The 22,993-nt window shown below is 51.5% G+C and carries 20 protein-coding genes; 7 read left to right on the top strand and 13 right to left on the bottom strand.

Annotation, left to right across the window (positions count from 1 at the left end; translation table 11 throughout):
- Positions 1 to 37: 37 nt before the first annotated feature.
- Positions 38 to 535, bottom strand: a complete 498-nt coding sequence (locus JRI89_05030) for a hypothetical protein (GenBank protein ID MBW2070601.1) — start codon at positions 533 to 535, stop codon at positions 38 to 40.
- Between the two features lie 71 nt (positions 536 to 606).
- Positions 607 to 1,128, bottom strand: a complete 522-nt coding sequence (locus JRI89_05025) for a hypothetical protein (protein MBW2070600.1) — start codon at positions 1,126 to 1,128, stop codon at positions 607 to 609.
- A 368-nt stretch (positions 1,129 to 1,496) separates the two neighbouring features.
- On the opposite strand from JRI89_05025, the gene JRI89_05020 reads away from it, so the two are divergent.
- From JRI89_05020 to JRI89_05010, 3 genes are all read left to right on the top strand, one after another.
- On the top strand, positions 1,497 to 2,495 hold the full coding sequence (locus tag JRI89_05020) for a cation transporter (protein ID MBW2070599.1): 999 nt from the start codon (positions 1,497 to 1,499) through the stop codon (positions 2,493 to 2,495).
- A gap of 101 nt (positions 2,496 to 2,596) precedes the next feature.
- Positions 2,597 to 3,808, top strand: a complete 1,212-nt coding sequence (locus tag JRI89_05015) for a radical SAM protein (protein MBW2070598.1) — start codon at positions 2,597 to 2,599, stop codon at positions 3,806 to 3,808.
- Between the two features lie 476 nt (positions 3,809 to 4,284).
- The gene (locus tag JRI89_05010) at positions 4,285 to 6,891 is read left to right on the top strand and encodes a PAS domain S-box protein (protein ID MBW2070597.1); all 2,607 of its coding nucleotides are present in this window, start codon (positions 4,285 to 4,287) and stop codon (positions 6,889 to 6,891) included.
- A gap of 74 nt (positions 6,892 to 6,965) precedes the next feature.
- Here JRI89_05010 and JRI89_05005 read toward each other — a convergent pair whose 3' ends face one another.
- From JRI89_05005 to JRI89_04960, 10 genes are all read right to left on the bottom strand, one after another.
- Entirely contained in the window at positions 6,966 to 8,024 is a 1,059-nt protein-coding gene (locus JRI89_05005; protein MBW2070596.1) for a methyltransferase domain-containing protein, read from the bottom strand.
- A gap of 5 nt (positions 8,025 to 8,029) precedes the next feature.
- Positions 8,030 to 8,824 carry an ABC transporter permease gene (locus JRI89_05000; GenBank protein ID MBW2070595.1) on the bottom strand — a complete coding sequence of 265 codons (795 nt, stop codon included), beginning with the start codon at positions 8,822 to 8,824 and terminating at the stop codon, positions 8,030 to 8,032.
- Positions 8,793 to 9,752, bottom strand: a complete 960-nt coding sequence (locus JRI89_04995; GenBank protein ID MBW2070594.1) for an ABC transporter ATP-binding protein — start codon at positions 9,750 to 9,752, stop codon at positions 8,793 to 8,795. The genes JRI89_05000 and JRI89_04995 overlap by 32 nt, the downstream gene beginning before the upstream one ends.
- Before the next feature lie 174 nt (positions 9,753 to 9,926).
- Complete coding sequence (locus JRI89_04990) at positions 9,927 to 11,405, bottom strand: UbiD family decarboxylase (protein ID MBW2070593.1); 1,479 nt, start codon at positions 11,403 to 11,405, stop codon at positions 9,927 to 9,929.
- A 66-nt stretch (positions 11,406 to 11,471) separates the two neighbouring features.
- On the bottom strand, positions 11,472 to 12,044 hold the full coding sequence (locus tag JRI89_04985) for a UbiX family flavin prenyltransferase (GenBank protein MBW2070592.1): 573 nt from the start codon (positions 12,042 to 12,044) through the stop codon (positions 11,472 to 11,474).
- Positions 12,037 to 12,432: a hypothetical protein gene (locus JRI89_04980; GenBank protein MBW2070591.1), complete on the bottom strand. Its 396-nt coding sequence runs from the start codon at positions 12,430 to 12,432 to the stop codon at positions 12,037 to 12,039. The genes JRI89_04985 and JRI89_04980 overlap by 8 nt, the downstream gene beginning before the upstream one ends.
- Positions 12,433 to 12,891: 459 nt before the next feature.
- Positions 12,892 to 13,641 (bottom strand): tRNA 2-thiocytidine(32) synthetase TtcA, encoded by a 750-nt coding sequence (locus JRI89_04975; protein ID MBW2070590.1) that lies wholly within the window; start codon positions 13,639 to 13,641, stop codon positions 12,892 to 12,894.
- A 77-nt stretch (positions 13,642 to 13,718) separates the two neighbouring features.
- Entirely contained in the window at positions 13,719 to 14,531 is an 813-nt protein-coding gene (locus JRI89_04970) for a metal ABC transporter permease (protein MBW2070589.1), read from the bottom strand.
- A 1-nt stretch (position 14,532) separates the two neighbouring features.
- Positions 14,533 to 15,300: an ABC transporter ATP-binding protein gene (locus JRI89_04965; protein MBW2070588.1), complete on the bottom strand. Its 768-nt coding sequence runs from the start codon at positions 15,298 to 15,300 to the stop codon at positions 14,533 to 14,535.
- Between the two features lie 6 nt (positions 15,301 to 15,306).
- The gene (locus tag JRI89_04960) at positions 15,307 to 16,230 is read right to left on the bottom strand and encodes a zinc ABC transporter substrate-binding protein (GenBank protein ID MBW2070587.1); all 924 of its coding nucleotides are present in this window, start codon (positions 16,228 to 16,230) and stop codon (positions 15,307 to 15,309) included.
- Positions 16,231 to 16,527: 297 nt separating this feature from the next.
- Here JRI89_04960 and JRI89_04955 point away from each other — a divergent pair, with 297 nt between their 5' ends.
- The 4 genes from JRI89_04955 to JRI89_04940 all read left to right on the top strand — a co-directional run bounded on the left by JRI89_04955 (position 16,528) and on the right by JRI89_04940 (position 20,579).
- Positions 16,528 to 16,770: an AbrB/MazE/SpoVT family DNA-binding domain-containing protein gene (locus tag JRI89_04955; protein MBW2070586.1), complete on the top strand. Its 243-nt coding sequence runs from the start codon at positions 16,528 to 16,530 to the stop codon at positions 16,768 to 16,770.
- A 6-nt stretch (positions 16,771 to 16,776) separates the two neighbouring features.
- Positions 16,777 to 17,106 carry a type II toxin-antitoxin system PemK/MazF family toxin gene (locus tag JRI89_04950; protein ID MBW2070585.1) on the top strand — a complete coding sequence of 110 codons (330 nt, stop codon included), beginning with the start codon at positions 16,777 to 16,779 and terminating at the stop codon, positions 17,104 to 17,106.
- 256 nt (positions 17,107 to 17,362) lie between these two features.
- Positions 17,363 to 19,000 (top strand): right-handed parallel beta-helix repeat-containing protein, encoded by a 1,638-nt coding sequence (locus JRI89_04945; protein MBW2070584.1) that lies wholly within the window; start codon positions 17,363 to 17,365, stop codon positions 18,998 to 19,000.
- Between the two features lie 550 nt (positions 19,001 to 19,550).
- Positions 19,551 to 20,579, top strand: coding sequence for a hypothetical protein (locus JRI89_04940; GenBank protein ID MBW2070583.1), 1,029 nt, complete (start codon positions 19,551 to 19,553; stop codon positions 20,577 to 20,579).
- Positions 20,580 to 20,839: 260 nt separating this feature from the next.
- Here the strand turns inward: JRI89_04940 and JRI89_04935 are convergent, their stop codons facing one another.
- Complete coding sequence (locus tag JRI89_04935) at positions 20,840 to 22,456, bottom strand: right-handed parallel beta-helix repeat-containing protein (protein ID MBW2070582.1); 1,617 nt, start codon at positions 22,454 to 22,456, stop codon at positions 20,840 to 20,842.
- Positions 22,457 to 22,993: the final 537 nt, after the last annotated feature.

Raw genomic sequence — 22,993 nt, 5'->3', positions numbered from 1 at the left:
ACCCTGTCCTGCAGCATAAGGATCGCAGAGGAATCTTCTATTTTTTTGATTTTGGCAAGGCAAAGGCTCTGGCGATTGCCCGTTCAGCCTTACCCACCTGGTCTTCAGGAATTACACACAGTGATGAAGTGATGGTGGTGGCGTTGCTATAGACCTGGACCCCCGCCTTCATAAGTGCTGAGAAAAGCACACCGGAGGTCCCAACCTGGATGTCGAAGTGTGGACCCAGCATGCGCACTATGGCGACCGGCTGCCGCAACGTCACTTTCTTGGGCTGCATTCTGAGTTTCACCTCAGCCAATTCTGCTTCCAAGTCAGAGAAATATTTGCTGGGGATACAGATAACCAGATCTCTACCCGCAAGACCAGCACACCCTTCGAGAAGGAACTTTAAAGGCACTGTGTGGCGCTCCAACAGATCAAAAAGCGGCCTCGTTGCCCCTGGTCGGCTGGGAATCCCTAGAAAGCTCATCTGGCTCAGACTGCGAAGAATTTTCAGGGGAAAGATTTCCAGGACTCTATCATGCTGTAGCACAAGGTTATTCCTCCTCGCAGCTGTTGTGAGCGTCCTTTCTCGAGTCGTGCGCCTGTGAATGAACTGTTTGCTCAAGGAAGGTCGAAGGCTTGCTCGAGAAAGGCCAGAGCTTTGTCAACATATTCTTTGCCGAGCACACAGGATATGACCGAACTGGCATTGTTTGCCGCCAGAGGTTCTATACCGTTCAGACGGAGGGTAGTAAAGAGTCTTTCCGCAACTCGCGGTCGTTCTTTGTAGGGATAGATGGAAATGACTCTAACCTCAGGGCGATAGATCATTTCAAGAATGCCCAGTTTCTCGCTTTGCGATTCGAGCAATTCGAGCGCCCTCTCCAGAGCGTTTACATCTATGCAAATACAGAGGCTGGTTTCATCATTAGAACCTTGATATATACTGATGAAACGGATGTTGATTCCCCGGGAGCCAAGGAGAGAGAGACACTCTGCCAGAGACTCCTGCCGACCTGCCGCCAGCATGAAGGATATGGATGCCAGATCAGGACTCTGCAAGATGCCGGTGATGCGAATCTTCTTAGGCTCAGGGGCGCCAATGCGCCGCATGATCCGGACTGTTTTGCTTCTCTTGCTCACCCTGAAATATACTCCTTCGCCTGGATTATTAACGAATCAGTGGCCTCCAACCAGGATAATAAGCGAAGCAAGTGCAGCAGGCAGCCTGTCGGCCAGTCCTGTGGCCCTCAGCTGGCAAACCATGACAACAATGCTCCCGGCCAGCAAGAGGTACGGCAAACAGCGTTGCACCTGCCAGCGAGCTGCTGATGTGCTCGAGAAAAACCACTATAGCACACATGGCAGAGCAAACGTAACGGGGATGTTTTCTTCGTCGCGGCTAGAGACCCCTCCGACGACTGATTCTCTATTTGTCATCAAGAGGCTCTTCATTTATTATGAACCGTTAGTTAATAGGGGACGTGGTCAAAACTGGCAAACCTAGATACATGACGAACCGCACTTTGCAGTCTGCCACCCCTGTGAAGGCAATGGCTCTTGCCTTTGTGGTGAGCTGTTTGCTGACCAGCGTGAAGTTTGTGGCTTATGCAGTGACCGGCTCTACCGCGGTGCTCTCCGATGCCTTTGAATCGATTATCAACGTGGTTGCCGGTGGTTTTGCTCTGTTCAGCACTCACCTCAGCAGTATCCCTGCTGACAGGAAGCACCCATATGGCCATGGGAAAATTGAGTATTTTTCTGTAGGATTTGAAGGAGCGCTTATCGCCCTGGCCTCTATGGCCATTCTCGCAAGATCAATTCCGGAATTCTTCCATGAGCGTCAGCTAACCAATCTGGAGCAGGGAATTTTTCTGATTGTTGCTGCCTCGGCAGTCAATTTTTTTCTGGGATGGTTCTTGATACGGACCGGTAGAAAGAATAACTCGGATGTGTTGATAGCTGACGGCAAGCACCTGCTCACAGATGTCTATACCAGTGGGGGGGTACTGGTGGGGTTGGTACTGGTGCGCACTACAGGGGCGCAGTGGTGGGATCCAGCCATTGCCTGTCTGGTGGCGGTGAATATCCTCTACACTGGCTGGCGTCTGCTCAGCACATCTTTTGGCCGCTTGATGGATCAGGCAGATCCTGACCTGCTTTCTCGCATTGTGGCGATTTTGAACCGGCATCGGCAGCCAGAGTGGATTGATATTCACCACCTGAGAGCTCGCCGCTACGGCAGGCAAGTAAGCATTGATTTTCATCTGATCCTGCCGCGAAGCTTCAGTCTGGTGGAAGCCCACAGCCAGGCCAAAGAGATTGAGAGAGTTCTGGTCAACGCCCTGGGTGAGATCGGTGAGGTGATTGTCCATCTGGATCCCTGTGATGATCCATTTTGCCCTAAATGTCAACGCCATTCCTGTGCTGACAGAACAACGGAGTCGCTGGGACTGCACGCACCCTGGCGTGTTGAGGATGTGGTTGCCGAAAAGCTTCATCATGACTGAAAAGTGTCATACTGTCCGGAGCAGCCTGGGAGTGAGATCCTGTGGTCAATCTAGTGTATGCAGATGAAAACGGCCGCATATTCGACCATCCGTCCCTGGAGATGACTGGCAGTAGTGCAGCTTCCTGGCAGAGAGTCGATGAAAGAACTTTGATTCCCCTGCCTGCCGGCTCTGAGCTCTTTGTACTGCCTGGAAGACTGCCGGTTGGTTATGATCGCAGGAGCGGCAGCTTTCAAGTGGTCACTGATGATCCCTATGCTGCCGGCAAAAAGGTGCAGGCGGTGGCTGCCTTCATGGCACCGGCACACACCCAGATTCTTACGGCGGCCTATTATCGCCGTAGAAATGCGCCAGTTTTGCCGCTTTTCAGTTACACAGCGGTGGGCTGGAAAGAGGGGCAATTCTGGGTTGCCGGTATTCGCGTGGATGAGGACCGACGGCAGGACAGTGACCAGTTCAACGAGGACAGACTGCGGCGGCAAGCCAGAGACTATCTCGAAAGGCTGCCGCATAATCGGCTGGTTCAGCACCTTGGGAAGTGTGCCCTCACCTATGGCTGCCCTGCTGCCAAGAATTTTTTTCTGGAGCGCTGGGAGGCGCCTCTTCCTTCCTCTCCTGTGTGCAATGCTGCTTGTCTGGGTTGCATCAGTCTACAGCAAGGAACTCCCATCTGTGCCTCACAGGATCGTATTTCCTTTGTACCACGAGCGGAGGAGCTTGCAGAAGTTGCCCTTGGCCATTTGCAAAGAGCTGCCGCACCTGTGGTAAGCTTTGGCCAGGGATGCGAGGGAGAGCCATTGCTGCAAGGGAAGACACTTGCCGCAGCTGTAAAGAAAGTTCGGCAGCAGAGCGGTCGTGGCACCATAAATCTTAACACCAATGGCAGCTTGCCCCAGGTTGTTGCCCAGCTGCGCCAATATGGCCTGGACAGCATTCGAGTGAGCTTGAATAGTGCCAGGCAATATTATTATTGTCGCTACTACCGACCTCGAGGATTTGACCTGAAAGAAGTAAAAGAATCGATGCAGGTCATGAAAATGAGTAAAGGCTTTGTTTCAATCAACCTGTTGACCTTGCCTGGACTTACTGATGAGGATGAAGAGGTTGAGGCACTCATTAGACTGATCGACGACACCAATCTAGATCTCATTCAGATGCGAAATTTGAATATTGATCCTGAATGGTATCTATCCGGCATCAATTATCAGCCAAGGGCAAACAAACACGGCATCCTTGGTATGATGGCGCACATCAAGAAGCATCACCCCCAGGTGAAGTTTGGCTACTTCAATCCTTGCCTGAGCCCTGCTTAGCATTCCTTGACGCCAGGAGCCGCAGACTGCCTCAGCTCGAGAGTAAGCCGTTCTTCTCTTTTGCTGGCATAAGGCTTGCAGATATGCTCGGCCGAGAAACCGGCTGCCCGTTTTCTAGTGCGCATTTATTGCTCGGCAAAATGCCGCAACTCGTGAAGTATCTGAATCCGTGTCCGGGAACATTGAGAATCAGGCTTGTTTGCTGATCTATAGCAATTGTTTTCTGGAGGCGGACATAGATCAGGAACGAGAGCAAAGACTGCGATCAGGCGCTCCTGATACAGAGACCTGCACTGCAAGTGCGTGGACATTGCGGTTCGGCAGACATCTAGACCTGATGCAGTGCAGCCCCCTTGCAGTGCGCCAATGGAAGTCTCGGGAAATCTCCTGGTTAGTCCTGCAGGAATGCCTGAAAAGTTTGAGAGCTACAATGTGTTCGGCTTTGGTGCTCACAGTTCACCAGTTGTGGGAGGCTTATGCGACGCCCGAGAGGTAGACTGCATCTAGAGACCCAGAATCTTGCCACCATGACCCTTGGTATAGTTCTGGTCTGTTTCATTGCCTACCTGCTCATGGCGAATTACCGTTCCCAGGTTAGCTTGCGACAGAGTGCTCTCTCCCAGCTCGAACAGGATACAGAAAAACGTGCAGAAGCGGTGTTGTACTTCTTCGATGAACGCCGCCAGGATCTAGAAAGCCTTGCCAGGAGCCGGGTCGTTGCCAATTTTTTCCGTTACAAAGCACTCGAGCCTACTCCGAGCGGCATGGATGACAGGCTGGCCGCCATTGGTCGGGAGTTAGATCAGCTGCTAGATGCCAGAAAAATCGGTGGGCAGAGAATATACAGTCTGATTGTCTTGGTAAACTCAGCAGGCGAGGTGCTTGCAGCGAGCCAGAGCGACAGGAAAGAAGGGTATAGCAGACGGAACTGGCGGAACTACCTGACTCCAGACAGAACCGAGGCTGCTCTCATCCCAGAGGCAAGCAAGATAATGGTCTCCCTGCCATACTACTTCCAGGGCAGATATGAGGGCCAGATTATCGCCAGGGTTGTACCGCAAAGCGTATACGACCATCTGGTGAAAGTCAGCCGTACTGACAGTCAGTTTGTGGGCATATCCTCTGGAAAAGACACGCTTTACGCCCCTGAAGACATGCCGTTGAATGTCCTTTTTTCCGGTCTCACTGAGCTGCGATCCCTGGAGAACGGCCAGATGAGAAAATTTAGACTGCCTGGCAGCCACTGGGGCAATAAAGAGATGTTTGCCATCAAAGTAGCAGTTGGCAACACCCCTTTCTCTCTGGTAAGTGTTCTGCCAGCCTCCGAGGTCTTTGGCAGGGCTGATCCCTGGCATCTGCTGCTTGCCATGGTGGTGCTGTCGATTCTTATTTTGGGCGGCCTGGCCTTTGGCCTGCGACTCAATACCCACCGCCTGGTCTTGAGTGCTAGACTAGAGGAAGCGGCGAGGAGAGAAAGGGAGGTAGAAGAGAAAAATCGACAACTGCAAAGTGAGATAGTCGAGCGTCAGAAAGCAGAAGAAGAGCTCAAGAAGAGCGAAGAGCGCTATCGACTGGTAGTTGAGGACATGCCTGATATGATCTGCCGTTTTCTGCCGGATGGTACTCTGACTTTTGTAAACAGCGCCTACTGTTCCTATTTGGGACTGGGGAAAGAAGACCTGTTGGGCAAGAACCTCTTTCAATCCATACCGGAAAAAGAACGACAAGCTGTGCGTCACTGCCTGCGCTCTCTGCGGTCTGAGAATCCTATTGTGACCTATGAGCATCAGGCTTTCTTTGCGGACGGCTCTCTACGCTGGCAGCAGTGGACCTATCGTGCCATCTTCGATGAGGCGGGTGAGTTGATAGAATACCAGTCACTGGGAAGCGATGTTACCGAGAAGAAACGGGCGCAGCAGGAAAAGTACAAACTTGAAAAGCAGCTCCAGCACGCCCAGAAAATGGAAGCCATCGGAACTCTGGCAGGTGGTATTTCCCACGATTTCAATAACCTGCTGCAGGCTGTCCTGGGATATGCAGAACTGCTCCTCATAGAAAAGAAAGAAGGAGATCCCGGCTATCGAGAACTGCAGCAGATCGTCAGTGCTGCCAAAAGGGGCAGTGAGCTTACCAGACAGATGCTTACCTTCAGTCGCAAAATGGAGAGCAAGAGGAGGCCTGTCAATCTGAATCATGAGGTGGAAAAGACCAAGAAGCTGCTCGAGCATGCCATTGAAAAAATGATTGATATTGAACTGCATCTTGAAAAAGAGGTGCAGCTGGTCAATGCTGATCCGGTGCAAATGGAACAGATAATTATGAATCTGGCTGTAAACGCCAAGGACGCCATGCCCGAGGGGGGCAAGCTCCTGATCGAGACAAGAAACACCGTGTTGGACCAAGCCTATTGCAAGAGCCACATGGGAGCACGGCCGGGCGAGTATGTCAAACTGAGCATATCTGACACTGGCCATGGCATGGACTCGTATACTCTGGAACACATTTTTGAGCCCTTCTTCAGCACCAAGGTTCCAGGGCAGGGCACCGGACTAGGCCTGGCCATGGTGTATGGCATTGTCAAGGGACACGACGGCTATATCACCTGCTCCAGTGAGCTCGGTAAGGGAACGAGCTTTGAGATTTACCTGCCGGCAATCAGGCACGAAATGCATGATGCTGAGGTTGTTGAAGGGCAACAACTTCTCCGCGGCGGCAATGAGTGCGTGCTGCTGGTGGATGATGAGCCGGCCATCAGAGACCTGGGTGAGCGCATCCTCAGGAGTTTTGGCTATACAGTGCTCGTAGCTGGAGACGGCGAGACAGCGCTCACACTGTACGACCGGGAAAGGGGCAGAATCGACCTGATCATTCTCGACCTCATAATGCCAGGTATGGGCGGCAGGAAGTGTTTGGAGAAAATTCTGGAAGTCAATCCAGCTGCCAAGGTCCTGATAGCCAGTGGGCACTCGCCCAACGGTCCCAAAACCGAGCTGCTCGCTGCCGGTGCCAAGGGCTTCTTCGCCAAGCCCTACAAGGTGACCGAGTTGCTGGCCGGTGTGAGAGAAATCCTGGACGGCAACTGATTCAATGAGGGCTGCAACACAGCTCAATCCTGCAGGCAATGGTTACAACTGCTCGGTATTGATCCAGAATTTCACTACCTTTTCTGAGCCACATACATAAGGTGCTGGCCCAGGTGCTTCAGCACGGGCACCCTGGCAATTGTGGATTCCAGGGTGTCAAGGTATCTGCTCATTGAACCGGCATCACCCCGAGTGCAGAGTTCGATCAGCAGATATGGGAAAATCTCCGTTTCAAAACTGCCTCGCCAGACGAGGCGAAATCCTGCCCCCTCTAGAAGGGATTCCAGTTTCTGCCGAGAGAAGTGGTAGTGTATGCCGTATTCAGGCTCAGGCTTTCGCCAGTTGAATTCAAACTGGGCGTGTAAATTGTGGTAGGGAGGCAGTACACGCTCGCAAGCCAGGCTGAGCACCTTTTCCAGGACAAACAGAGGATTGTTGCTGTAGTTCAGGTTGTGCCTGCTGGGAGTGGTGACAAGCAGTACTCCCTCTTTGCGGAGCAAATCGTTACAGGCGCTGAGACCTCGAGGCGGGTCGAGCAGATGCTCCAGTACCTCGGCCAGCAAAATGCAATCGAAGCTGGCTGACTGGAAAGGCGGCTGGGCTGCATCAGCGCAGACAAATGCTATATTTTCTGGCCCAGCTGCCCCCAGCAGATGTCGCCGAGCCCATTGCAGTTTTAAATCGTCGAGCTCCAGGCCAATGGCAGTACAGTGCAGTTCCTGGCAAATATACAGAGCGTTCTTGCCGAAGCCGCAGCCCATGTCCAGTATTCTTCTGGCGCTGCTGGCATATTCAGCCAGCAGCTGCCGGGCGTGCTCGTATCTGGCATAGTAGAAATATCTGTCCAGGGGGCCCCGCAAGAGAGCTCGTTTATCGGGGGTGTTGAAATCGTCCCGCATGGTGTATTTTCTCTCAATGGCCTTTATCGCACCGAGGTTCATTGTCCGGCGAATGGCCTGTGAGTGGCGGAAGTTCAATGCGGCCTCCCGCCGGTAGTGGAGATAGTTCATCAGCAGATAAATGAATGAAATCCAGAAAACTACCCGGTGCTGCCAGTAGAACAGATCAAGCAAGAGAGCAGCTACTGCCACCAGTTCAACCGCACTTCTTTTGAACCGCTTCGAAACTTTCATGGCTGCTATTCGGACATCTTCAAAAGAATACCCGTCTTCCTGGAATGATTGAGGGCGTAGTGCATGGCCAGAGAAGCAAGAATGACATAACCGAAAACCAGCACGTAGCCCAGTGCCAATGGACTGGGGCTGCTGGGGGGGAAGCCATAGAAAGATCTGAAGTACTCCAGGAAGTAGGTGAGAGGGATCAAGGCAGACAGCGCCTTCAAAGGGGCAGGTAGGACCTCTACCGGGTAGTAGATGCCGCTCAACAAGATGAGAACAGATACTATAGATGTGGCGCCAACATGAGAACGACCGCCAAATCGGAATGCCAGAGCACAGACCACGATACCTACAACTGCTGAAGTCAGGGCCAGGCCAAGGTAGAAAAGGGCCAGGGGCAGCAGCCCTGGTTTCAGAAAGCGAAAATCAAAGGCATAACGGCTGAATATTGAGAGCAGTGAGAAGATCAGCAGGGAATGGATTACTCCCATGGCCCAGGTGCCGGCAATTAAATGAAAGGGCTGTGTAGGGGCGGCCATTTCCTGTTTCAAGCTCTTGTTCCAGACGCTGTAGAGAATTACATAAGAGATGTCCAGCTGGCCAACCTGCACCACACTCAGGGCGATTACCCCGATGAGGATAAAGGCGACCATGTTTGGTTCTAACTGCAAGAATCTGGTGAGCAGCCCCACAGACACCAGTCCAATGGCTGGCCAGAAAAGAATTTCAAAGATATGAAATACTCTTTTCCTGGTAATCAACCAGATCTTGAAAAAGAAGGCATTAATCTGAATCAGGTCTCTCTGCAAGGGCAACAAACACATCTCCTAGAGAGGGTTCGCTGATAGAAAGATTTTCTATAATGCCGCCTGAACAAAGAACAGCCTCGATGAGTGCATTGATTCGCTTTTCCCTGGAGTCCACCCGGCAACTCAATTGATTTTGCTCACCACTTATGAGAGAAACCCCGGCAATTCCGGTCAATACCGCGGATGCCGCAGAGAGCTTCTTGCCGAAGATTGTAATGGTCTCCTGGAACTGGATGCCTCTTTTCAGTTCTGCGGCGTTGCCGATTCTGACGAAGCGGCCATCATTCAGAAAGCCGAGGCAGTCGCTCATCTGCTCTGCTTCGTCCATTTGATGGGTAGTCAGGATTATGGTGATGCCCTTTTCTCGGTGCCACTGGAGCAGTCTGGAGCGAATCAGGGCAGCGACTTGCGGGTCCAGCCCTACTGTGGGTTCGTCGAGAAAAAGGATTCTGGGCTCGTTGATCAGTGACTTTGCCAGAGCGAGGCGTTGTTTCAGGCCGGTGGACAATTGATTGAAGGGAATTTTCCGATAACTGTCGAGCTCGAAAAAGCTGGCAAGCTCGTCCCTCTTTTTCAGGCGTTCAGCTCTGCCCAGTCCGTACAACATGCCAAAGTAGGTGAGGGTTTCATCCACAGTGAAATTGTCAGGCAGGTTGGCATGTCCGCTTGCAAAGTTTACAATTGATCTGATCTTCCTCCGTTCTCTGAGAAGATCCAGTCCCCACACTCGGCCCATGCCTGCATCCGGATAGAGCAGGCCTGACATGATAGTTATCAGGGTGGTTTTCCCTGCCCCATTCGGTCCCAGGATGCAAAATATCTTGGAGCTCTCGATGCTGAGGTCGATGCCTTTCAGGGCATGAACGGCTGGATTTCCCCCTGCTGCGGGATAGATTTTCTCGATGCCCCGAATTTCAATTGCAAATTGATTCATTGCGGGCGCCAAAACTTTCAGCCTTGAACCATCCACTCCAGCAGGCTGGCGCTCCGCACCATCCTGGCTGGCGGCGGCTCGGGCAGGCCCAGTCTGCTGAAAAACATCGTGCCGAGGGCTGAGGGTTAAACTGGCAATCAAGCAAACCCTCGCCAGAGTGGTGGCAAAACTACACTACTGGCTTATCTGGTAATTGTTCAGGTCCACCTTCTTGAAATCAACTCGTTCGAATCTTTCCGTCCTCGGAAAGGGACAGGTGGCATCCATGCCGATCTTGGTTACAGTGCCGCCTTTGCCGTCGGCATTTACTTTCACCATTGGATTGAGAATATGCCCCCACTGATTTGGCAGTATGATGAGATCTGTGTCTGGATTGAATCTGGTGGTGAGGGCCCAGTTTACATCTATAGGATCATAGAGGTTGACGTCGGTATCCACTGCCACCACTCTCTGCAAAGGCTTGAAGGCCTTGAACGTCTCCATGATGGCCTGGCGGCCAACCATTGCCCCGTCCTTCTCCACCTGGACCACAGCTCCATAAAAGCCGCAACCTCCAGGCGTCAGGTACACGGCCCTCAACTGGGGCACTTTTTTCTTGACTGTCACAAATATTTTCGCTTCAGCGGTGAAGCCCACGGCGTTCCAGACCTCCTGTCCAGACAACAGAGTATGAAACACTGGATTCCTGCGGTGAGTGATTGCCTTTACTCTCATGACCCACCGCTTGTCTCTTTTGGCATAATAGCCTGTTACTTCGGCAAAAGGACCTTCGTCCTCCCGCAGGTTGGGAAGAATTTCAGCCTCGATGACAAATTGAGCATCGGCATAGGCAGGTACATCCACGGTCTGTGCCTTGAGAAGATTGATGGGGCGGCCGATAATGTGATGGGCTATCTTGTACTTGCCGTCTCCCTGCCTCGGGATAGCCGAGTTGAGCCAGGGCGCCAGACTGATGCCATTGTTTATGGTTACCTGCAGTGGCATGTTTCTTTTTTCCATGACTTCCAGGTAAGCACCAAGATGACGACCAGGATCTATCAGAAAGGTGAGGCGGTCCTTGCCCGTGATCATCAAGCGGTGGATGGAAATGTTGAGTTTGCCGGTCTCGGGATTCCTGGCAATTACCACCGAGGAGTCGAAATACCTGCCGCCATCCTTGAGGGCGTGTATCGGCACCGGCAGTTTGTAAAGATCCACATCCTTCTCGATGACTTCATTGGCAGGCCCTTTGTCCAGGATGGGAGATTCCATGGCCTCCTTGTTCCTTTTCCACTGGCCAATGGCGCCGCCAATTACAAAAGGCACCTTTTCCCTGGGAACACCAAAGATGCTGGCAACAATGTCTCTGTTCCATAGCAGGCCGATAAACACTGGATAGTCGCTGCCCTTTACCTTTTCGAACAGGACGCATTTCTTGCCCTCATATTTTTTGGCAATGCCGGCTAACTCGTATTCTGGATCAACTTCCGACTTGACCCTAACAAGATTGCCAGTATCCTCCAGATATTCAATGCAGGCTGTAAGGTCCACCAGCCGCCTGGCCACCTCGTCGGGCGTGCTGGCTTCTGACGTCTTAACTGCTCTGCGACCGCAACCAGCAAGGAGAACAACTGCGGCTGCGGCAATAATCAACAACGCGGCAAATCTTTTCATGGCCAACCTCCCCCTCAAGCAAATGTATTTACGGTATTGAACGCAGAGAACTGACAGCAGCCGCTGTCATGCCCCCTGCCAACGGCGAAACAGTTGATGAGATATCTGAAAGCAGTCGAGGACTTTTCCTATGGTCTGATGGATCAAATCAAGAATTGTTTTCGGGCGATGATAGAAGGCTGGAACTGGCGGCAAAATCACTGCTCCCCGGGAGGCAGCAGCAAGCATTAGCTGCAGGTGTCCCTCGTGGAGCGGCGTCTCCCGCACCACCAGAACCAGAGTGCGGCGCTCCTTGATGGTGACATCAGCAGCCCGTACCAGAAGGTTGTCATTGTATGAGTGAGTTATGGCTGACAGGCTCTTTATGGTGCAGGGAATCACCACCATGCCTCTGCTAAGGAAAGAGCCGCTCGAGATTGGCGCGGCCAGGTCTTCATCGTCATATATTTTGCCGGCTGCTGCCTCCACTTCTTCGATGGAGTGTTCTGTTTCCAGGAGAAAATTCATTCGGGCTGTCTTGCTCAGGATCACATGACTCTCATAGCCCAGCTCCTGCAAAACTTTGAGCATTTCCAGGCCGTAAATTACTCCGCTGGCTCCCGATATGCCCACCAGTAGACGTCTTGATGCATCAACCATGCTCTTTTGCCGTTCCTTCCTCTCTCAAGATGATCTCCGCAAGAGCCCGGACATTGCTGACTACCTGGCTGATTTCTTCCCCACTGAGATTATCCCAATGCAGCCCCGCCACCACCACGACTTTTGCCGCCAGGGCAGAGGCCAGCCGCTCTGAAACCTCCTTTACCACTTCGTCTTCCTTGTGTCCCACATAACAGAACACCGAGGCGGTGGCAGACACCCGGCTCGGGTCCTGCAGACTGGGACGAGGCTGGGCCATGCCTACAGCGCCAATGTGGGCAACACCGCCCCAGATGGACAGGAGATAATCTTCGCCCAACGACTGCCACAGGGCCTCCACTCGAAAACCTCCTTCTTCGAACTGGAAGTGGCGAGGCTGTCTATCCATGGAGGAAACCTCCATTTTCCAAAAAAGATTGTTTTCCCCTTGGCAGCTTCAAATTGGCTCAGCCAGGCCGGTATTCTTTTCCTTGGCAACATGGCTGAAACGGCAATCCCAGTGGCTAGAGGGGTGAGCTTGTCTCTTGTCAAGATCTGCCACTGGGATGAGCGGCTGCCGGCGCCAAATAATCCACAGGCAGGGAAGTCGTTCCTTTTGTCTGGCAGCAAGGAAGCTAATGGGCTTCTTTTCCAATAACGGCACCTATAGACTGAAATCCCTTTTCTTGTCAAGTGCATGAATGGCAGTACACCATGGATCATTCTTTCTTGCTCTCTTCAGGGCAGCTTGTCTTGCTTGCGGGGCGACTGCCACTGGCCGCCTCCCTCAATTCACAGTCGGCCAGTTCGGCAGGGCCAGGAAGAACCACGGTTGTCAGTTTGCAGGAGGCATTGGCATGCCAACCATTCACCCTCGATACGAGGGCAGATACTCCAACGTTACATTGTGCAGAGCGTGGAATATGTTTCCCCTGATCTTCCTATTCTGCCGATAGAGCCTTTTCAATATTTCTCGTATTTCCTGTCTCTTGCCGCTGTTTTTCGATGGACATGGATTTGGAGCGGCAGGAAAGCCGCGGCTGGCATGGAAGCGGCGAATCACTTCCGGCGGCAGGATTGCCAGCGGCCGGATGACAGTGATTTCACCGTTGAAAAAAGACTGGCGGGGGAGCATGGTGGCGATCTGCGAGCCGTAAATGACGTTCAAGAAAAAGGTTTCAATCAAATCGTCCATGTGGTGGCCAAAAGCAATTTTGTTGCAGCCAAGTCTGCGGGCTGTCTTGAACAGGGCTGCCCGCCGCAAACGGGCACAGAGGAAGCAGGGGTTCTCCCTGTTTTCAGGTCTGTGGGCTTGCAGGCCGAAGTTGGTGTCGAGCACACGGCATGGGATCCCCAGGGATTCCACCCAGGAGCGCACAGGAGAAAAATCTTCGCCGTCGAAACCCAGGGCTATGTGGGCTGCCTGCACTTCATAGGGAATGGGAATGTGTCTGAGACGATCCTGGAGGAGCCAGAGCATCGCCGTACTGTCTGTGCCGCCACTGAGTGCCACCAGAATGCGGTCATTGGCCTGTATCAGGTCGTAGCGCTGTACGGCCCTGCCGAGCAGTCGACGGACTTTCTTTTCAACATAGGGTACTTTTATTCGTTCACGCACGCTGAGCAAGCCCTCCACAGACAAAAGTGCTTCACTGTGATGTCCGGGAAATTTGCCTGGTTGCTCCGGATGGATGTTCAGGCCGATTTTTTTTGCACACCTTCGATGACAGTGGACATAAAAAAGCATGTGCCAGCCACCAGAATTATAGTGGCTCCTGAGGTCAGATTGAAGGTGTAGGACAGCCAGAGACCGGCTGTAGTAAAAAAACAACTCAATGCAAAGGAGAGAAGCATCATCGTCCACAGAGAGCCAGCCTGATTTTCGGCAATGTACGGTGGAATTGTCAGAAGGGCGATCACCAGGATGAGTCCGACGACTCGCATGATCAGCACCACGGATAGGGCAACCAGAGCAAGGAGGACGAAGTAGAGGAGGGTGACCCGCACTCCTCTGATCTGGGCAAAATCCTCATCAAAAGAGAGGGCCAGAAAATCGTTGTAAAGAAAAGCAATGGTCAAGAGAATCACCACATCGAGGCTGAACATCAGCCAGAGATCTGACGCAGGTACAGTGAGGATGCTGCCGAAAAGAAAACTCATGAGATCCACATTGTACCCTGGAGCAAGGTCGAGCAGAACCACCCCGAGAGCCATGCCCACTGCCCAGAGTACTCCAATGACAGTGTCAGTGCGATGTCTCGCCTTCAAGGTGATCAGGGCCATGATTATGGCAACGGCAAGGGCAAAGCCGAGCGTGCCCACAACGTAGGGTATGCCAAAGAAAAAGGCGAGGCCAATGCCGCCATAAGCTGCATGAGCAATGCCGCCCGAGAGAAAGACTATGCGGTTCACCACCACAAAAGTGCCAATGACCCCGCAGGCTATGCTGGCGAGCAGACCGGCCATAAGGGCATTCCTCATGAACTCGAAGTGCAGGGCTTCCCACATGTCATTCCTCCTCGTGTGTTTTAAGAACGCGGTGAGGAAGACCGTGGGCAACGAGCTCTACAGGGCAGCACTGGTAGGCCTTTTCAAGCAGCTCGGTGCTCAATTCACCGCTGTCGTGATAATAGACCTGCTGGTTTACACAGGCAACGGACTTGACGTGGCTGGAAATAATACCCACATCGTGGCTGACTACCACGATGGTAACCTTTTCATTGAGCTGCCTGAGGATTTCAAAGAGATCTGTTTGATGTTTGGTGTCCACACTGGCTGTTGGTTCGTCCAGAAATAAGGCCTCCGGCTCATCAACCAGGGCCCTGGCTATAAAGACCCTCTGCTGCTGCCCCCCTGAGAGCTCACCAATTCGTCTCGCCTGGTAGTCCCACATCTCTACTCGCTCGAGCGCCTTTCTGGCCGCCTCTTTGTCTTCTGCAGTATAGCGCGACCAACCCGGTGCTCTGTGCCGCAGTCTGCCCATCAACACCACATCGAAAACCGAGATGGGGAAGCTCTGTTTCAGGTGGATGTGCTGCGGCATGTAGCCGATGCGCTGCGAGGCCTGGCGGGGAGATTCACCAAAAATGCGCACAGTTCCCTTTTGCGGCTTGAGGAGGCCCAGCATGATCTTGAGCAGAGTGGTCTTTCCTCCTCCATTGGGCCCCAGAAGGACGAGAAAATCGCCACTGTACACGGTAAGGTTCACCTCTTTGAGCACCGGAATCGTGTCATAGGCGAACCATAGATCCTCTATTTCTATGATTGGTTCATTCATGCTATTTCACCTCAGGGCGGCGCTGATCTCCAATGCTGCCTTTTTAAGATTGTTATACCAGTCAGCGGCCAGTGGATCCAGAAAAACGATGCGTCCGCCGATGGATTTTGCTATGGCGGCAGCGATTTGCCAGGAGAATTGCGGCTGCACAAAAATTACCTCGAGCTGGTGTTCTCTGGCATAGCGGGTGACAGCGCTCAGCTGCACTGGCCCCGGCTCTTTGCCCTCCAGCTCTATGGGTATCTGTACCAGGCCGTAAGACCGGGCAAAGTAGCCCCAGGCAGGATGGAACACCAGAAATTTCTTGCCCCTGCCCTGGAGAATCTGGTCAATTTCAATATCAAGCTCAACGAGGTCCCGGATAAACTTCCTGTAGTTATTGCAATACTCGAGGCGATGGTCAGGGTCTACCGCCAGAAGTGCATGGAAGATATTGCGAGCCTGCAGCATAACCAGAGAAGGGGAGAGCCAGATATGGGGGTCCATTATCCGGCTGTGCTCACTGGCTGTTGTCTGCTGCTGACCATGGTCCAGACCTGCCCCGGGGAGCCGTCTCGCCATGGCGATCCTGGCAACGCCCTCTTCACAATGGACCACGACCATCCTGGGATTGATGGTGGAGATTTTCCGCAGCCACATATCTTCAAAGGGCACCCCGGTAGCGAAGTATACATCTGTCTTGGCAAGGGCGGCCATCTGTTTCGGTTTTGGTTCATAGATGGCAGGATTGGCTCCTGGTTGCACCATGACCGATATTCTGGCAAGATTGCCGCAGATTCTCTTGACGAAATACTGTTGTGGGGCGATGCTGACGAATACGTTCAGCGAGTCCGCTGCATTGAGAGGTGAAGCAAGCAAAAGCATGACGCACAGGGCGCTCTGCAAGAACAACCGGCGAAAAAAGCTGCAACGCTGCAAGACACTGGCCATAGAACAGGATCCTTCTCGGGTACAATCGGCAAACCAGCAAAAAGCTCGCTGAGATCATGCAATGTTTTTGCATAACGGTCAAGTAAAACGATTCTTGGTGATGCACGGCAACGAGTTGGTAGCCGCAGGCTTCAGACTGCGTTGGCCTGTGTTGTATTGATTCCCAACAGCAACTGCGCCATGGCACCATTTTGATAATCGTTAGAATGATTTCTGGGTAAGGGTTGCTCACTTTCAGGTTGACAACCAGCAAACCGTTATGTATCTTCTTTGTATATACTTACTGGAGGTATTTGGATGAAGGTTCGCATTCAAAAATGGGGTAACAGCTTGGCATTGCGCATTCCAAAGGCATTTGCGGCTGAAACCAACCTGAAGCAAAACTCGCTGGTAGAGATTTCTCTGGTTGAAGGGAAAATAGTGGTGTCCCGAGCCTCAGAAACCGCTTATAGCCTTGAGGACCTTCTGGTTGGAGTGACAGAGGAGAACCGGCACAGTGAAATTGATTTCGGTCCTCCTGTAGGCAAGGAGATCTGGTAAGATCCGATGGTGTACGTTCCTGATCGTGGTGATGTGGTTTGGATCACGTTGAGTCCTCAAGCGGGACATGAGCAGGCGGAAAGACGACCAGCTCTAGCCCTCTCCCCCAGAGCATATAACCGAAAAGTGGGACTCGCCCTTTTCTGTCCTGTCACCAAGTCGGTGAAAGGATACCCGTTTGAGGTCCTCATTCCAAAGGGACTTGATGTGACCGGGGTGATATTAAGTGATCAGGTGAAGAGCCTGGATTGGCGAGCGCGGAAAGCAGAATTGATATGTAATCTGCCCGTAGAGGTTGTGGAAGAGACTCTGAAAAAGCTAGCTACACTCCTATGAAATTGTGTGAATAGGGGTCACATCTTAAAAACTAAGTGAAGGCAACAACCACCACTAAGATGGGTGGCACTAAAGTGCTACTAATAGGGGCCTTACATGACCGGCTCAGGTTGATTTTTGCCTATTCCAGGGTTTACGAAGATGGAAAGGTATGTCTCACTTGTCCGAACAGGACTCGAAGGGCGGCTGAGCTCTGTCAGTTTGTGCCAGATTAATACCCTTTTCAGCGATCCCCAGAAATAGAAGGGAGGCTCTGATGCGCAGCGGCGGTCTCATCATTACCGTTGGTGGTTTGTTCTATTTGATTTTTTCCCTGACATTGGCGTCCGTCGCTCTGTCCGCTCCACCGCCGGACACCTTTTACGTGTCCCCTTCGGGAATTGATGTGGCCGGGAGAAACGGCTCTGAAGGGGAGCCGTGGCGCAGTATCAGCTACGCTCTCTCCAGAGGCGAGGTGGGCGGCGGTGATATCATCATGGTTGTGGGTGACGGGGTGGAGGACAACGACGACTACCTGGATAACGTCATCGTCGACAAGAGTGTGAAGATTTATGGTGACCTTTCCAGTACATTTCTGCCTACAGTCAAAGCTGCACTGTCAACCGCCGACGTCTTCAACGTGAGGATGAATGGCGTAGAGATAAAAAATCTCCTCATTTACGGCGCCGACACCGCAGCCGCTATCGAGTTGAACGGAGTGAGCAAATGCCTGATCGAGGGAAACTACTGTGGTCTCAATTCATCCGCGAAGAACGCTCATGGCATCATGGTGAGCCTTGGCTATCAGAACGTTATCAAAGGCAACTTCGTGGATCATAATACCAATAGCGGCATCACCTTGTGGCAGACGTCGGGCAATGTGGTCGAAGACAATAATCTCACTTGGAACAAGATTGGTATCGTTCTCATACAGGCTGGATCCGCAAACGTCCTCACCTTTAACAGAATCCAGCATAGCAACGATGCAGGACTCAAGTTCGGGGCCTCCACCAATCAGAATGTGGCCACGGGGAATGTTATTGAACTCGGTGGTACCGGCATCGACCTGGACGGCATGGTAGACGGGATCATTGCAGGCAATACCATTGTTAACAATATCGAGGGAATGTACGTGCCAGCGTCTGCCGCGAGCAACAGCATCTTCCGAAACCAGTTCGACAACACCACCAATATCAACTCGACAGCTAGCGGATATTACCTCGGCTCCTGGTCGCCTCTCTTCTATGTTTACCGGAATTATTATAAAAGTATTCTAGGCAACTATTATTCGGATTACAGCGGTACGGATGCAAATGGCGACGGCCTTGGCGATACGCCTTACTCCACGGCCAGTTACCGGGACAACCAACCCCTTGTCAAGTCGGCAGATTCATACATCCTTCACGGCTTCTTCCTGGCTAGAGTTGGTGGAATCGGTAGACTCTACATAAATAGCTACTCTTTGCAAGGCGAGGTTGTTACCTTGCATGCAGTTCACAGCACAATTTTTTCATTTAGCACTCCTGCCGTGGCACGCTGGATATTCAGAGGCGGCAACCCGAGTTCCCAAACTACCTGGACGGGCTGGTTGACTTTTGCATCTCCCCCGCCAGTCGGGCATACTGTAGAAGTTACTTTTGGCACAAGTGATCCCGGAGGGGCCAATTTTCAAGCAGTTGGGCCTGTTGCCGACGTCGTGGGCAACGATGCGGATCACATCCTTCATTTCACTGCTGAAAAAAATGTCTTCGTTCTGCCCGAGGGCAAAGCCTTGGCCGTCCGTTTGACCAACACGGGCGCCACGGATCTGGAAATGATGACAGGCGGCGCCGCCGCTATGCTCTTCGCCCCGGCAGGTAGCCGCCCGGTGGTGCCCTTGCAGCATATGTTTCTGTTGTTGGACCACTCTTCCTGATCCTTCCGAGTCGACCTCGAGCACAATTTCGACTGTTGATATTGCGGCTTACAAAGGGCAGCCTGTTGTTGCCTTCGTAGAAGACAATACACTCAAAGTCAAAAAATACATCACATCGGGAGCCAATTCACCTGGCGTGGAGTTGCTGTTGTTGGATGAATAGTTCGATAATAATGCAAGAAAGAGCTCGAGAATGCTTGCCGGTTATGTGTATTATGTTAAATATAATCGGCTAGATAGCAAAGAAATGACTAAATATGAATCGCATATTATTTTGAGATAAATTTGATGTAGTTATTTTGTCCCTGCCAATTCACACTGTTGAGATTTAAAGAACACTGAACCGTTGTCAAATGTTGCCCATGAAATTTGACATGGAACGGTTTTCTGTCGTATAATACCAGCCATCCAAACTGAATTCCAATCAATTTTAATATAAGTTTTACCTCAAACAACAAAAGCTTGTTTTTGTCAATCCATATTGCTTCCGTGTGAGAACGAGTTCCTGTCAATTCAATATCTGCAGGACAGGCCGAGACAGGGGGTCATAATGAATAAAAAAGTGCATTCAAATTTAATCATTCTTGCTGCACTTATATTCGTTTGTTGTGGGAAGGCTTATGCTGGAGAACTTGTTACCGGAGAAGATGCTCGAGACCGGTTCGAGGATTATCGCAAATACTCGCTCGATATGTTTGTCGATTTCGAAAGCTATGAACCGGGCCTCTATACTGAACTCGCCGGTCTCGGCGTTACCTTGCACACCACAAAATTTCGCTGGCCTCTGCCTGTTGAAAATGCCCCGGAGGACACACCAGTGGTCATTTTGCCCTACGACTTCGTCACCTCTCCCGCCAATCATCGACTGATGGGGGTGCGGGCAGGAAATATTCCGGATGGCCAATCTCAATATGTGATTGACTTCGAAAAATGTCAGAAAAGAGTGGCGCTCGAGCGCAACTGGAACACCTATGCGCTTACCCGTTTCATCATTCCTGCAGGGGACCTTGAATACAGGAACAAGAAGAATAATGAATTTATCGGCTATATCGGCGATGCAGACGAACCAGGCGACTGTGTTTGGAGTATTGTTATCGACGGCATTGAAGAAGATCCTGATGACGAGAACGAAGATGAGAATTTTTTGTACCAGGTAGGTGAAGTTGACAACCTCTATTTCGCCACTCCCTGTGTTGAGCTAACTGTCGAGTTCCAACCAAATCCAAACAACGCTACAATTCCCGTAGTGCGCTCGGGCGAAACCATAAAGTTGAAGGTGAAAGTCAAAAATCTCGCTCCCTATTCGGTTGAGAAGCTAGCGCTTAGGGTTGAATTTGTTAAGTACGAGTATGATTTTGCCCTATCTATTGGACAAGAAAAAGATATAAATGTACCTGCTAAGCAGACATTTGAGAAGATGTTTCAGTTCAACTTCAAGCGATTGCCGCCACGTATTTACGGACTTAGAGTTACATTAATTGAGCGAATGCTGCGAGTCATCCATAAAGTCGACCAAAAATTTTTGCTTGTTTATGGCAATTCGCCTATGATTATGGAGCTTCTGCTGGGTCTTGATTAAACTCAGCTAGTTTAGGTCGTATCGGTTGATGGCAAAATGAAAGTGCACCTGATAACCAGTATCGGCAACCAGGCATGACAGGCGATTGAAGATACGGCAACCAGTTGGCAGCCGCAGCTTTAGCCTTCGTTGTCCTGTGTTGCTATCTATTTCGGCAAGCAATTACGCCGTGGCGCAATTGTAATGCTGGCCACTACCTCAGCCTCCAGGTTAGGCAGCAGCATTCGGGCAGTGATAGGGGTGCACTTTCATTTTGCCAATCAACCACCAAGCAAAAGGAGCAGCGGTGACAAAGGGCTGTAAGGATGACTGCCTGCCGGTGCATAGAACATGCAGGCTGCACCACCCACCATTATTTGCAGATCGGTGTCAGCCATGTTTTCGAGGCACACTGCCAGGTGCCTGCCCCGTTGTACCCTGAATGCCCCTGGCGTGGCTGTGAAAAAAAAGATGTAGTTGGTCCCATCTCCTGAGATATCAGCTGAGGCACTGCTGGGCTCAAAGCTGCTGGGATACCCCTTACTTGACCCAAAAGTAATCGACACGGAATGGTCCGCCGCCGGGGGCGAAGCGAAGGTGAGCCAGCCGTTCCAGATGGCTGGCTGGGTTCCACTGCTGCTTCCTGGAAATACAGCTGAAAATTCGCCGAAGGGCTTGGCGGTTGAAAAAATCGCCTTGGCGTGTGCGGCCAGAGTCAACACTTTTCCAGGACCTCCGATGTCTTCATCGTTAAGTGTAGTGGACAAACCTGTTGGCCCCAGGTTCCACCCGAAAAGCTTGTATGACACTATTTGCTCTACAAGGGGATAATGGTCCAGATAGCCTGCTCCACCGTAAGATGTTTCGCCAATACCGTCACCGTTGCTGTCGCTGCCTGCATAATCTGAATAATAGTTGCCCAGCGGCACCCTAAAATATCGACCGGAAAACTGGTAAAAAAGAGGGCCCCAGGCACTGAGAGGATACTCACTTGCGGCAGAGTCAACATTGGTATCATTTTCGAAATGATTGAGAAAGAAGAAGTGGTTCAGGGCATTCGCTGGTAAATAAAGCCCGACCGTGTTATCGAGGAAGCGGTTGGCAGTGATGATGCCGCCTAGCCTGGTCGATGTGGAGCTTCCCAACTCGACGCCTGTTCCATTGCCTTCAACAGAATTCCCAGAGATGATATTTTGCTGCCAGCCCACCTCGAGGTGAAGACCGCTGCCTCCACCGCTGCTATCGAGGAGTGTGTTGCCGAGTATGAGGTTGGCATGGGAGTATAGGAAGTTGATGTTGCTTTCTGAGTTCATTTGCAAGCTATTGTTGTAAATAATGTTTGCCGAACTGTAATAGAGGTCGATGCCAATCTTGTTGTATTGGCAAGTATTGTTTCTGACCACATTTTGTGAGCTGTGGTCAACCCAAACACCAAAATAGTTCCTTTTGCTCTCATCCGGTCCGCCCAGGGAATTTCCTTCGATCAGGCAACCGCTCACGTTGTTCAAACGGATGGCTGCTCTAGCTTCACTGCCGTAAATACGAAGACCACTTATTTCAACTCCGTCAGCAGTTACAATGAACACACTGAATGATGCGTTAGATGGTCTGACCACCGGTTGTGATGGGTCCGAGGAATTGGCGCGAATCTTGACACTCTTATCCACCGTTACTACCTCCACGTAATCGCCGTTGCCATCGATTCCGGCGCTATTCACCACAATGACATCGCCGCTGCCAACCTCGGCCCTCGAGAGTGCGTAATTGATGGTACGCCAGGGTTCTGACTCGGAGCCAGCTCTCGAAGCGTCGTTCACGCCTGTGGGTGAGACATGGAAGATGTCTGGTGGCGGCGCAGCCTGCACCGCGGACGCCGAGACAAATATGAAGACGGGCAAAAAAATCCATGCTGCAACACTCAGAGCTGACAACTGCACGACTGACTCCCTGGTAGGTTGTGGAATTTATGCAAACTCCATTGCCTGCAATCGGCTCCACATAGTGAAATTAAGCATTTTTGATCTGTTGCTCCATCTCCTGCAACTTCTTATCTTCGCTCAGCGTTGGGCTGCTTTGCCTTTAGGGTACAGTTATGCTGGCAGTCCTCGCCCCAAAATAGACTGTACAGGTTTTTTCCAGGTAATATTGCCGAGTTCTCTTCGCGGATGAACTGCGATTGTTCTGGCGGCCAGCCGCTGCCGCTTCTACTCTAATTGAGGTGGAAAGGAGTCATACCTTTTCTGACTGGCGGCGAAGATGATATCTCCGGTGCCACCTTCATGATGTGTGAACAATAACGTGAGATATACTAACCATAATAAATCTCTTGTAAGATATCATACCTCTACTGAAATCAGCAAGAAATAATATTGGTAAACCGAGGAAGGGTATGAAGGAGGACCAAACTCGATAATTGATGGGGTTACTAAATCCAA

This window comes from Deltaproteobacteria bacterium (genome assembly GCA_019309045.1).
Classification (GTDB): domain Bacteria; phylum Desulfobacterota; class Syntrophobacteria; order BM002; family BM002; genus JAFDGZ01.
The sequence above is the reverse complement of the archived record's forward strand: the minus strand, read 5'-3'. Positions and strand labels throughout refer to the sequence as shown.